The 11,855-nt window shown below is 66.1% G+C and carries 10 protein-coding genes; 6 read left to right on the forward strand and 4 right to left on the reverse strand.

Going from position 1 to position 11,855, the window contains the following annotated elements; all coding sequences use genetic code 11:
- The first annotated feature begins 79 nt into the window (after positions 1 to 79).
- The 5 genes from BMX85_RS17060 to BMX85_RS17080 all read left to right on the forward strand — a co-directional run bounded on the left by BMX85_RS17060 (position 80) and on the right by BMX85_RS17080 (position 6,036).
- Entirely contained in the window at positions 80 to 574 is a 495-nt protein-coding gene (locus BMX85_RS17060) for a sigma-70 family RNA polymerase sigma factor (protein WP_090320689.1), read from the forward strand.
- Between the two features lies 1 nt (position 575).
- A complete protein-coding gene (locus BMX85_RS17065; RefSeq protein ID WP_090320690.1) occupies positions 576 to 1,544 on the forward strand; it encodes a FecR domain-containing protein in 969 nt (322 codons plus the stop codon).
- An 85-nt stretch (positions 1,545 to 1,629) separates the two neighbouring features.
- Positions 1,630 to 4,116, forward strand: coding sequence for a TonB-dependent siderophore receptor (locus BMX85_RS17070; RefSeq protein ID WP_090320693.1), 2,487 nt, complete (start codon positions 1,630 to 1,632; stop codon positions 4,114 to 4,116).
- Positions 4,117 to 4,159: 43 nt separating this feature from the next.
- A complete protein-coding gene (locus tag BMX85_RS17075; protein WP_229210531.1) occupies positions 4,160 to 5,704 on the forward strand; it encodes a PepSY-associated TM helix domain-containing protein in 1,545 nt (514 codons plus the stop codon).
- A complete protein-coding gene (locus tag BMX85_RS17080; RefSeq protein ID WP_090320699.1) occupies positions 5,701 to 6,036 on the forward strand; it encodes a hypothetical protein in 336 nt (111 codons plus the stop codon). Before BMX85_RS17075 ends, BMX85_RS17080 begins: the two co-directional genes overlap by 4 nt.
- Positions 6,037 to 6,043: 7 nt before the next feature.
- On the opposite strand, the gene leuA is transcribed toward BMX85_RS17080, so the two are convergent.
- Positions 6,044 to 7,738 carry a 2-isopropylmalate synthase gene (leuA, locus tag BMX85_RS17085; protein WP_090320703.1) on the reverse strand — a complete coding sequence of 565 codons (1,695 nt, stop codon included), beginning with the start codon at positions 7,736 to 7,738 and terminating at the stop codon, positions 6,044 to 6,046.
- A 639-nt stretch (positions 7,739 to 8,377) separates the two neighbouring features.
- Here leuA and BMX85_RS17090 point away from each other — a divergent pair.
- Positions 8,378 to 8,857: an HD domain-containing protein gene (locus tag BMX85_RS17090; protein ID WP_229210532.1), complete on the forward strand. Its 480-nt coding sequence runs from the start codon at positions 8,378 to 8,380 to the stop codon at positions 8,855 to 8,857.
- A gap of 39 nt (positions 8,858 to 8,896) precedes the next feature.
- Here the strand turns inward: BMX85_RS17090 and BMX85_RS17095 are convergent, their stop codons facing one another.
- The 3 genes from BMX85_RS17095 to senB all read right to left on the reverse strand — a co-directional run bounded on the left by BMX85_RS17095 (position 8,897) and on the right by senB (position 11,835).
- Positions 8,897 to 9,550 carry a hydrolase gene (locus BMX85_RS17095; RefSeq protein WP_090320709.1) on the reverse strand — a complete coding sequence of 218 codons (654 nt, stop codon included), beginning with the start codon at positions 9,548 to 9,550 and terminating at the stop codon, positions 8,897 to 8,899.
- Between the two features lie 219 nt (positions 9,551 to 9,769).
- Positions 9,770 to 10,816 (reverse strand): selenide, water dikinase SelD, encoded by a 1,047-nt coding sequence (selD, locus tag BMX85_RS17100; RefSeq protein ID WP_090320711.1) that lies wholly within the window; start codon positions 10,814 to 10,816, stop codon positions 9,770 to 9,772.
- Entirely contained in the window at positions 10,813 to 11,835 is a 1,023-nt protein-coding gene (gene senB, locus BMX85_RS17105; protein WP_090320714.1) for a selenoneine biosynthesis selenosugar synthase SenB, read from the reverse strand. Before senB ends, selD begins: the two co-directional genes overlap by 4 nt.
- Positions 11,836 to 11,855 lie beyond the last annotated feature (20 nt).

Genomic DNA, 11,855 nt, shown 5'->3' on the forward strand with positions numbered 1-11,855 from the left:
GTCAACGCAAGCGATGTATTCTTGCGCGCAGGATGAAAGTTAGGCTATTATTGAGAATAATTCTCATTCATAATGTCTAATGTTGGCCGCATCCCTCCATTCCGAACAGGTCAAATCGATCTACGACGCCCACCACGGCTGGCTTGAGTGCTGGCTGCGCAAAAGGCTGGGCAATGCGTCGGATGCGGCCGACATCGCCCAGGATACCTTCGTGCGCGTGCTGGCCCGGGAGATGGCGATCCGCGAGCCGCGCGCGATGCTCACCACGATCGCGCAGGGCATGGTGGCCAATTTCTACCGGCGCCGCGACATCGAACTGGCTTACGAGCAGGCGCTGGCCGCCTGGCCGGAGCAGCATGCGATGTCGCCGGAGACGCGCGCGATCATGCTCGAGACGCTGGTCGAAATCGACGCTTTGCTGAGCAACCTGGCGCCGCTGGTGCGCGAGGCGTTCCTGCTGTCGCAGCTCGATGGCATGGCGCAGGCCGACATCGCCGCGCGGCTGGGCATCTCGCTGGCCACCGTCAAGCGCCACATCGCCAAGGCCATGCTGCACTGCTGTTTCGGCGACTGACATGACGACACCCCCGATTCCCTCCGACGTGCGGGCGCAAGCCGTGGACTGGCTGGTGGAACTGCAGTCGGAGCTGGCCGACGACGACCTGCGTCGGCGCTGGCGCCTGTGGCACGATGCCGATCCCGCGCATGCGCAGGCATGGGCGCGCGTGGAGGCGTTTGGCGACAAGCTGCAAAGCCTGCAACCGGACATCGCCCACGCCACCCTGGACGGGGCGCGGTCGGAGCAGCGCCGTACAGCGCTCAAAACGCTGGCGATGCTGATGGGCGTCGGTGGCGCCGCCTGGCTGGCCGGGGAGGAGGCGCCATGGCGCGAATGGTCGGCCGACCACCGCACCCGGGTTGGCGAACGCGCGGTGCTGATGCTGGACGACGGCACGCGGGTGCGCATGAACGCCGACACGGCGCTCAATATTCGTTATACCGCCAGCGCGCGCATGCTGCAGCTGCTGCGCGGGGAAATCCTGGTCACCACCGCGCACGAACCCGCGTTCGAAGGTGTTGCGGCGCGCCCTTTTTCGGTCGACACGGCCGAAGGCTCCGCGCGCGCGCTCGGCACCCACTTCCAGGTGCGCCGGCTGGACGGGCGCAGCGTGGTGTCGGTGTTGGCCGGCGCGGTGGAGATCCGCCCGGCGGGCGGCGGCGCCGCCGTCAGGCTGGGCGCGGGCCGGCAGGCCGGCTTCACCAGTGCCGGCGTCGGTCCTGTCGCGGCGGTGGACGACGCCATCGCGGCCTGGATCGATGGCATGCTGGTGGCGCAGGACATGCCGCTGCCGGAATTCCTGGCCGCGTTGAACCGCTATCGTCCCGGTCATTTACGCTGCGCGCCTTCGGCGGCGCGGCTGACCGTCAGCGGAACCTATCCGCTCGCGGACTCCGACAAGGTGCTCGACACCCTGCAAACCACGCTGCCGGTCAAGGTCGACCGCTACACCCGCTACTGGGTCAGCGTCGGCCTGAAAAAATAATTCAAAAATAGTTGAGCTGTTTCGGTTTCTCGCGGGGCAATGGGGATAAGAAGCTTTTTTATCCCCGCCATCCAGGAATCCAGACATGCACCAGAATTCACTCCCTTTGCTTGAGCGGACCCGCCGCCGCGCCATCGCCTGCGCCATCAGCCACGCGCTGCATGGGTTGGCGGTCGGCTTGATCGCCGCCGCCCCGTTGGCCATGGTGACCAGTCACGCCAACGCCGAGGAGGCCGACAGCCTGCGCAACTTCAGCATCCCCGCCGGCCCGCTGGCCGCCACCCTGAACCGCTTCGGCCGCGAGGCCGGCATCATGCTGTCGTTTTCGACGCAGGCGACCCGGGACATGCAAAGCCCGGGCGTGCGCGGCGTTCATACGTCTGCGTCAGGGCTGGCGGCGCTGTTGAAAGGGACCGGACTGGCCGCCACGCGTCAGGCCAACGGCGGTTACGTGATCGCCGTGTCGGGACCGTCGGCGGCGCAGGTCGACAGCGCCGCCGCGCTGCCGATGGTGCATGTGGTGGCGCAGACGCAGGGCGCGACGACCGAAAACTCCGGCTCCTACACCGGCCGCGCGACCACCATCGGCAAGATGGAGCAGTCGATCCGCGACACGCCGCAATCGGTCAGCGTGATTACGCGCCAGTTCATGGACGACAAAAACCTGGTGACCCTCGACGAGGTGATGGCGCAAGCGACGGGCGCCACCCGTTCGCAGCGCAATTTCGGTTCGCACACCTTCACCATCCGGGGCTTCGCGATGGACACCTACCTGGTCGACGGCGTGGCCGGCACGGTGTTCGACCCCACCGGCTGGATGCCGACCGATATGGCGATCTACGACCGCGTGGAAGTGCTGCGCGGCGCCGCCGGCCTGATTGTCGGCGCCGGCGATCCGAGCGGCGCGGTGAATCTGGTGCGCAAGCGTCCGCGCAAGGAGGCGCATGTCGACGTCAACCTCAGCGCGGGTTCGTGGGACAACTACCGCACCGAAGTCGACGCCGGCGCGCCGCTCAACGCCGCCGGCAGCTTGCGCGGCAGGGTGGTGGTGGCCTACCAGGACAAGCATGCCTTCCAGGATGTGACGCGCTCGCGCGAGCCGCTGCTTTACGGCGTGATCGAGGCCGATCTGGGCCGCGACACCACCTTGACCATGGGCGCGCGCCGCCAGGAGAACACCGTCGACGGCTACACCGTTTTCGGCCTGTCGCGCTACAGCGACGGCGGTGCGCTCGATGTGCGGCGCTCGACGTCGATGGCGCAGGATTGGAACCAGCACGACGCCACCTTCAACGACGTCTTTGCGGAGCTTGAGCACCGTTTCGGCGCCGGCTGGAAGGCGCGCCTGGCCGCCAACTACAACGATGGCGGTTTCGAGCAGAAGGTCGGCATCACGCGCGGCGCGGTGAACCGGGCCACCCTGCGCGGCGCCACGCTGTACGACCTGTATTTCAAGAATCTGGACGTGACCAGCTATGGCGTGGACGCCAGCGTGACCGGCGGCTTCGACGCGCTGGGTGGCCGGCACCAGGTGGCGGTGGGCGCCAACTGGTCCAAGCAGGAGCAGAACAACAAGACCGCCGATATACGAACCAACATCCCGGTCAATATCTTCAACGTCAACCACGCGGCCGTGGCCGAGCCGGTGCGCCCGGCATGGACGGTCGATGCCGATACGCGCGACCAGCGCTACGGCGTGTATGCCAGCGCGCGGCTGGAACTGGCCGAACCATTGCACCTGTTGCTCGGCGCGCGCGTGAGCTGGCAGGATTATTTGCAGGTCAACCGGCTGACCGGCGCCAAGCTGGCCGACTACCGGCAAGACCACGAGTTCACGCCGTATGCGGGCCTGGTGTACGACTTGAATGCGCAATGGTCGCTCTACACCAGCTATGCCGACACGTTCCAGGTGCAAAGCACTTTCCTGAGCGCGGACGGCACGCCGTTGAAGCCAGCCGTGGGCGCCAACTACGAGGCGGGCGTCAAGGGCGAGCTGTATGACGGGCGGTTGAATCTGTCGCTGGCGGTGTTCAAGATCCGCAAGGACGATCTGGCGGTGCTCGACGAGGCCAATCTGGGCATGTGTCCCGGCTCGCTGTCGACCAGCGACTGTTACCGCAACGGCAGCACCCTGCGCAGCAAGGGCGTGGAGCTGGAGGCGAGCGGCGAACTGGCGCCGGGCTGGCAGGTATCGGCCGGCTACACCTACGTTACCAGCCGCGACGACGCCGGCGCCAGCATCAGCTCCGAGACGCCGCATCATCTGCTGCGCGCATCCACCAGCTATCGCCTGCCCGGCCGGTTCAAGGCGCTGACCGTGGGCGGCGCCGTCTCGGCGCAAAGCGGCTATGCCTTCCCGGCGTCGGACAACACGGCCGTGACGATGGGCGAGGGCGGCCGCGCCGTCTGGGACATGAACGCGGCTTACCGCATCAACGACAAATGGACGGCGCAGCTAAACCTCAACAACCTGTTCGACCGTCGTTATTATTCGATGCTGGGCTCTCTGACGCGCGGCAACTACTACGGCGAACCGCGCAGCGTCGGCCTGATGCTGCGCGCTTCCCTGTAATCGCGGCGCGGGTGGCGGCATGAGGGATAGCTGGCGTCTTTCGATGGGATGGCTGCACACGTGGGGCGGCCTGATAACGGGTTGGCTGTTGTGCGCGATCTTCCTGACCGGGACGCTGAGCGTGTTCCGCGAGCCGATCACGCGCTGGATGCAGGCCGTCCCGCCGGTGGGCGCGCCGGCGCAGCCGATGGCCGCAGGTGCTTCGGTCCAGCGCGCGCTTGACCACCTCGAGCTGCAGGCGCCGAAGGCGCGCTTCTGGCGCGTCGAGCTGCCGGCGCGTCCGGACGAGGCGCTGCGGGTGTTCTGGCGCGATAAAGGCGGCGAGCGGCAGCATGCGATCGATCCCGCCAGCGGTGCGGTGCTGCCGGCGCCGTGGGGCCGCGAGACCCAGGGCGGCCGTTTCTTCATGACCTTCCACTATTCGCTGCAGGCCGGCCTGACCGGCTTCTGGATCGTTGGCGTACTGTCGATGGGGATGCTGGTGGCGCTGGTGTCGGGCGTGATCGTCCACAAGCGCATCTTCAGCGACTTCTTTACTTTTCGTCCCGGCAAAGGGCAGCGCTCCTGGCTCGATGCGCACAATCTGTTCGGCGTATTGACGTTGCCGTTCCTGTTCATGATCACGCTGACCGGGCTGGCGATTTTCTATTCGAGCTTCATCCCGCTGCCGCTGCGCGCGGCATACGGCGGCGACGAGCAAGCGTACGAGCGGCTGGAGCACGATCTGGCGGCGGAGGCGCCGGCGCCACGCCGCAAGATGACGGGCACGCCGGCGCCGTTGCCGCGAATGGAACCGTTGCTGGCGAAGGCGCGCGCGCTGCTGGGCGGCGAGCTGCGCATGCTGGTGGTCGAGCGCCCCGGCGACGCCAGCATGGCGGTAAGGGTGTTCGGCCGCGCGATGGACGACAGCGACACCGGCCGCATCCTGAACCAGCCGGGGGTCGCCCTGTTCGACGGCGTCAGCGGCGCGGTGCTCCAGTTGAAGAAGCCCGACCCGGTCGAGGAATCGGTGGGCCAGGCCACGCACCGCGTGATGGAGCACTTGCATTACGCGCGCTTCGGCGGCTGGACCATGCGCTGGCTGTATTTCATGAGCGGCCTGGCCGGCACGGCGCTGATGGCGACGGGGACCATCCTGTATCTGATCAAGCGGCGGCAAAAGAGCGGTGGCGAGTTCGGCGCCGCGACGGCCGGCGTCTACCGCTGCATAGACGCCATCAACACCGCCTCGATCAGCGGCACCGTGCTGGCGTGCGCCGGCTATTTTTACGCCAACCGGTTGCTGCCGGCCGAGTTGGCCGCGCGCTCCGGCTGGGAGATCGGCGCCTTCTTCATGGTGTGGCTGGCGACGCTGGTGCACGCGGCCGTGCGTCCGCGCGCGGCCGCCTGGATCGAACAGCTGGCGCTGGGCGCCTTGCTGTGTGCCGGCCTGCCTGTGCTCAACGCGCTGACGACCGGGCGGCATGTGGGCAGCTATCTCGCCGCCGCCGATTGGCAAAGCGCCGGCGTCGAGCTGACCGCCATCGGCTTTGGCGTACTGCTGGCGATGGCGGCGCTCAAGGTCCGCCGCAACGGGCGCAAAACATGACCGCTAAACTGAAGGGCCCCGTGAGCGCGCGCTATCGCTGGACGGTGGTATCGCGCCTGCTGGCGGCGACTGTCGGGAGTTATGTGGTGGCTTCGTTATTCGGCGCGCTGACCGCATTCGTTCTGCCGGAGCTGTCCGGCCTGACCCTGGCCGACGGCGTGGTGATCGGCACCATGCTTGGCTTTGTGGTGCATGCGGGATTGTTCGTGTTCGCGTTTTCACCCGTGCGCGCGGGCCGGGTGTGGGGATGGCTGCTGGGGATGGCGCTGCTGATGGGGGTGATGCTGTGGGCGGCCGGCGGGAACGCGCTGTTCCCGCCGGCGCCGCATTGAAAAGCTATTAAGCCGCGACCGCGCCCTGGGCTTGCGCCGCTTCGATGGTGTTCAGCTGGCGATTGACCGCGCTGAGCACCGCCTTGAACGAGGCGGTCAGGATGTTGCTGTCGGTGGCCGCGCCGAACAGGGTCGGGCCGTTGGCCAGCCGCAGTTCGACATAGCATGCCGCCTGGGCGTTGGCGCCCGAGCCGATCGAGTGCTCGTGGTAGTCCATCAGTTTGATGTCCAGGCCGAGCGCGTCGACGAAGGCGTCGATCGGGCCGTTGCCGCCGCCTTGCAGCGCCATCGGCGCCTGGCGGTGGGTCAGGTTGATGTCGATCTGTACCGGCTCGTCGCTGGTGGTGTCTTCCACCATCTTGTGCGAATTGTAGGCGTACGGCGCGTTCTGTTCGAAGTACTCTTTGCTGAAGATGTCGTAGATGCCTTCGGCGGTGATTTCCAGGCCGGTGGCGTCGGCCACCGCCTGCACCGCGCGGCTGAACTCAATCTGCAGGCGGCGCGGCAGCACCAGGCCGTAATCCTGCTCCAGCAAGTAGGCCATGCCGCCTTTGCCGGACTGGCTGTTGACGCGGATGACGGCGTCGTAGCTGCGACCCAGATCGGCCGGATCGATGGGTAAATACGGAATCTCCCAGATCGAGCCTTCCTTCTGCTGCGCGAAGCCCTTCTTGATCGCGTCCTGGTGCGAGCCGGAGAAGGCGGTGAACACCAAATCGCCCACGTATGGATGGCGCGGATGCACCGGCAACTGGTTGCACTCCTCGACGCACTTGCGCACTTCGTCGATGTCGGAGAAGTCCAGGCCCGGGTGCACGCCCTGGGTGTAGAGGTTCAAGGCCAGGGTGACCAGGTCGACGTTGCCGGTGCGTTCACCGTTGCCGAACAGGCAGCCCTCGACGCGGTCGGCGCCGGCCATCACGGCCAACTCGGCCGAGGCGACGGCGGTGCCGCGGTCGTTGTGCGGGTGGACGCTGATGATCAGCGAATCGCGGCGCGCCAGTTTGCGCGACATCCATTCGATCTGGTCGGCGTAGACGTTCGGCGTGCTGCATTCGACCGTCGACGGCAGATTGATGATCATCTTCTTGTGCGGCGTCGGTTCCCAGATCGCGGTGACGGCGTCGCAGATATGCTTGGAAAAATCGAGTTCGGTGGTGGAGAACGACTCCGGCGTGTATTCGAAGCCCCAGTCGGTCTGCGGGTGCTGCTTGATCAACTCCTTGACCAGGGTGGTGCCGGTGGTGGCGATGTTGGTGATCTCTTCGCGCGACATGCCGAAGACGACCTTGCGGAACACCGGCGCGACCGAGTTATACAGGTGGACGATGGCGCGCTTGGCGCCGGCCGCCGCTTCCACGGTGCGGCGGATCAGTTCATCGCGCGACTGGGTCAGCACGATGATGGTGACGTCGTCGGGAATGCGGTTTTCCTCGACCAGCTTGCGCACGAAGTCGAAGTCGGTCTGCGACGCCGAAGGGAAGCCCACTTCGATTTCCTTGAGGCCGATCTTGACCAGCAGTTCGAAGAAGCGCAGTTTCTTCTCGGGGCTCATCGGCTCGATCAGCGCCTGGTTGCCGTCGCGCAGATCGGTGCTCATCCAGATCGGCGGCTTGGAGATGATATTGTTCGGCCATTGGCGGTCGGACAATTGAACTGGTGGGAAGGCGCGGTACTTCGCTGCTGGGTTCTGCAACATCATGGGGTGCTCCTGGGTCTTTTAAATTGGGAAGTGCTGGAAAGAGTGCTGCGATGCGCTGCTTGCGCCGGCGCTGCGTGTGGCGAAAGGCTGCCGGGCGGCCACGGAACGCTAGGCCAGGCAACCGATCGGTAGTTTTAGCAGTAGCGGCGCGGGGCCGAACGCACACGCGTCAGCCCGCGGCGCGATCGAATCGCCGGTGCGGGATGGAGCATGGGTGGCCGTGGTGAGCATCGGTGCGGACTTTCCTGGGTTTTTGGAGACTTGTGCGGCTTATGGCCGGCACGGGGTGCGTTGAAAACGCGGCTGGAACGCGGATTAAGCGCGTGCTAGTAGGCGCGCTGCTAGCGATAGGCCAGCAGACGGCAGCAGGAAAGCGGATAGGTGCAGATGCGAAGTCATAGGCCTTAATGTACGAGATCGCCTGCGTTGCTGTCAAGGGAATTGATGTGCGAGGCGAAAACCAGCAACGTATCGACGAAGGTAGAGCTCGTCGGCAGTGGTGCCCGTGGTTCTCATATTGCTCTCCTGAATCATTGGTGCGGTCGAAGCGCGCACGTATTGGCATCGTCAGGTTTGGGCCCGGCCAGCCTGTTATGCTGGCGGGGCTTGCGCGTGGACTAGCGCAAGCCATCGGATGTGTTGATCGAGGAAGTCTGGCCGCTCGAATTTAAAGGAATAACGATGGCGACATTGGAACGGGCGATCGCGATTGCCGCGGGCGCCCACGCGGGGCAGGTCGACAAAGCGGGACAGGCGTATATCCTGCATCCGCTGCGAGTGATGCTGCGGGTGACGTCGGCGCACGAGCGCATGGCGGCGGTGCTGCACGACGTGGTCGAAGACACGCCGGTGTCGCTGCGGCAGCTGGTCGAGGAAGGGTTCGCGCCGGAGGTTATCGGCGCCGTCGACGCACTGACCAAGCGCCCGGGCGAATCGCGCATCGACGCCGCGCGCAGGGCGGCCGCCGACCCCGTCGCGCGGCAAGTGAAGCTGGCCGATAACGCCGAGAATATGGACTTGTCGCGGATTGAAAACCCCACCGACCGCGATTTCGCACGGCTGGAGGAATACAAGGCCGTGCGGGCAATCCTGCTGGGGCGTGAAGGCGCGGTTGATTAACCGGCGGGCCGGGCGTGGCGCCCGGCCACCGCAAGTGGATCAGTGGCCTTCGCCGGCGTTGAACATGGTCTTGGCGTAGATCAGGCCCAGGCCATAGCCGCCGCCGTGCGCGATCGAGGTGGCGACGGTTTCGTTGTAGGTCTCGCCGCGCGCCCAGTCGCGCTGCAGTTCGAGCAGGTACTGCAGCGACGTCATTGGGCGGGCGCCCAGTTGGACCATGCGTTCGACGGCGCGTTCGTGCGCTTCGTCGGAGACGTCGCCGCTGGCGTCGGTGATGACATAGACTTCAAACCCCTGGTCGAGCGCCGACAGGGCGGGGCCGACGATGCACACCGACGTCCACAATCCGGCCAGCACGATCTTGTCCTTGCCGATGGCGTTGACGCGGTCGGCGATGCGCGGGTCTTCCCAGGTGTTCATGGTGGTGCGGTCGATCGCCACTTCGTCCGGGAAGACCGATTTGATTTCGTCGAAGATCGGGCCGGAGAACGATTTCTCGGCGACCGTGGTCAGGATGGTCGGGACCTTGAAGCCCTTGGCCGCCTTGGCGACCAGCGCGACGTTGTTGCGCAGCTGGACCGGGTCGATCGACTTGGTGGCGAACGACATCTGCGACTGGTGATCGATCATGATCAGCGTGTGGTTGGTCGGGTTCAGCAGGGTGTTGCCTGGTTGGGCGATGGCGGTTGGCATGGTGTTCTCCTAATTGATGTTGAATGATTTCGATTGGTTGGTTTGCGTTTTATTTCGTGTTTCTCGCTGCTGGAATGAAGTATCGGCGACGCGAACGGAAAATAAAAGCGGAAAAATTACCGATCTATGTTCGAAAAAATCGAAAATCAATTTCGGGGGTAAAAAAGCGCGGGGCGGATGGCCGCGCCGCGCATCGGACAGCCGTGCGGCCGACCGGTTTTATTCGACGCGCACGCGCGCTTCGCCGTCGGCCATGCGGCCAATGACGGCGGCCTCGCCGAAGCCTTCGCGGCGGAACAGTGCCAGTACGTCGTCGACGCTGCCCGCGTCGCACGAAACCAGCAGGCCGCCCGAGGTTTGCGGGTCGGTCAGCAGCATGTGCTGCGCCTGCGAGACGCCGGCGCCGAGCGTCACGTCCTTGCCGTACGCTTCCCAGTTGCGGCCCGAGGCGCCGGTGAAGTAGCCATCGTGCGCCAGCTGCTCGACGCCCGGCAGCAGCGGAATCTTCGCCATCTCCAGGTGCGCTTCCAGCTTGGCGCCGCGCGCCAGCTCCAGCAGGTGCCCCAGCAAACCGAAACCGGTGACGTCGGTCAGCGCGTGCACGCCGGCCATCTCGGACAGCGCCTTGCCGGGTTTATTCAGCTTGGTGGTGTTGGCGATCATGGCCTTGTAGCCGTCGGCGTCCAACTTGTCCTTCTTCAGCGCGGCCGACAGCACGCCCACGCCCAGGGGTTTGCCCAGCACCAGCACGTCGCCGGCCTTGGCGTCGGCGTTGCGCTTGACCTTGGACGGGTGCACGAGGCCCAGCACCACCAGCCCGTAGATCGGTTCGACCGAGTCGATGGTGTGGCCGCCGGCGATCGGGATGCCCGCTTCGGCGCAGATCGATTCGCCGCCCTTGATGATCTGGCCGATGGTTTCGATCGGCAGTTTGTTGATCGGCATGCCCACCAGCGCCAGGGCCATGATCGGCGTGCCGCCCATGGCGTAGACATCGGAGATGGCGTTGGTGGCGGCGATGCGGCCGAAGTCGAACGGGTCGTCGACGATGGGCATGAAGAAGTCGGTGGTGGCGATCAGCGCCTGTTCGTCATTGAGCTTGTAGACGGCGGCGTCGTCGGCCGTCTCGATGCCGACCATCAGTTCCTTCGGCACCGGGAAGCCGGTCGAATTCTTCAGGATCTCCGACAGCACGCCGGGCGCGATTTTGCAGCCGCAGCCGCCGCCGTGGGAAAAGGAGGTCAGTTTGATAGCGTCGTTGCTCATTTGTTCATTCCTTGGTTGGGGCTCATTCGGTTATTGAGCAGATTATCCACTAACTCGAGCAACGCCGCCCGTTCGGCGGCCGGCGCGAACAGCGGCGCGCGGGCGTCGCACTGGGCGCGCAGCAGCGCGTGGAAGGACGGGTCGTCGATGGTGCGGTCGATCAGGCGCGCCAGCGCGGCGGCGTCGCCGGGCGGGAAGTAGCCGGCGTAGTCGTCGCCCAGCATGCCGCGGTTGCCGTTGATGTCGCTCGCCAGCACCGGCACGCCGGCGCTCACCGCTTCGATGATGACGTTGGCGCCGCCCTCCATGTGCGACGTCAGCGCCATCGCGTGGCTGCGCTTGAGGCGCTGGCGCGTGGCCCCGTGCGGCATGGCGCCGAGCCACCGGTAGCGCGGCTCGTTGTTTGCCGTGACCTGGGCGGCGGTGGCCAGCGCCGGTTCGAGCGCGCCGCCGATGTGGATCAGGCGCGCGGTCGGCGACGTCACCAGCGCGGCGGCGCGCATGAAGGTGTGCGGGTCTTTTTCCGTGCGCAGGTGGCCGATCATGCAGATATCCGCATGGCGCCTGGTCGCCGCGGGCGCCGGCCGCAGCGTGGCGGCGGACTGGTAGATGACGCGGCTCTTGGCCTGCAACCGCTCCGGCAGCATTCGCAGGCCGGCCGCCTGCAGCAGCACCAGCGCGCCGGCCTGCTCCAGCGAGCGTTGCGCGCTGGCGTCGGTGTCGATGTCGCGATACAGGTCGGTGCCGGTCAGCAGCAGGATGGACGGCCGCTCCGGCCACGCGTGCGTCCAGGCGTCCAGCGACGCCGCCGAGCGGCGCGCGTGCAGCGCGATGAGGAGGGCCGGCGCCAGGTCGGCAGGCGCGGCCGGCGAGGGCGTGTCGGCGCCGGGCCATGCGAGGCTGATCGTGACGCGGTAGCGCGTGCGCAGGAAACGCGCCCAGCGGCTGGCGCTTTGCCAGTTGCCATTGTTGGCGCGGGCCGACGCCGGGCTGACGATCCAGATATGCTGTCGTGTCACTGGTGTTTTGCTTAAAAGTC

This window comes from Duganella sp. CF517, assembly GCF_900110275.1.
In the GTDB taxonomy this organism is placed as follows: Bacteria; Pseudomonadota; Gammaproteobacteria; order Burkholderiales; family Burkholderiaceae_D; genus Rugamonas.

Bases quoted from the DNA above. Each gene is read 5' to 3' on its own strand.
- BMX85_RS17065 (WP_090320690.1), top strand. From the start codon at position 576: ATGACGACACCCCCGATTCCCTCCGACGTGCGGGCGCAAGCCGTGGAC.
- BMX85_RS17060 (WP_090320689.1), top strand. From the start codon at position 80: ATGTTGGCCGCATCCCTCCATTCCGAACAGGTCAAATCGATCTACGAC.
- BMX85_RS17095 (WP_090320709.1), bottom strand. From the start codon at position 9,550: ATGCCAACCGCCATCGCCCAACCAGGCAACACCCTGCTGAACCCGACC.
- BMX85_RS17075 (WP_229210531.1), top strand. From the start codon at position 4,160: ATGGGATGGCTGCACACGTGGGGCGGCCTGATAACGGGTTGGCTGTTG.
- leuA (WP_090320703.1), bottom strand. From the start codon at position 7,738: ATGATGTTGCAGAACCCAGCAGCGAAGTACCGCGCCTTCCCACCAGTT.
- BMX85_RS17080 (WP_090320699.1), top strand. From the start codon at position 5,701: ATGACCGCTAAACTGAAGGGCCCCGTGAGCGCGCGCTATCGCTGGACG.
- selD (WP_090320711.1), bottom strand. From the start codon at position 10,816: ATGAGCAACGACGCTATCAAACTGACCTCCTTTTCCCACGGCGGCGGC.
- BMX85_RS17070 (WP_090320693.1), top strand. From the start codon at position 1,630: ATGCACCAGAATTCACTCCCTTTGCTTGAGCGGACCCGCCGCCGCGCC.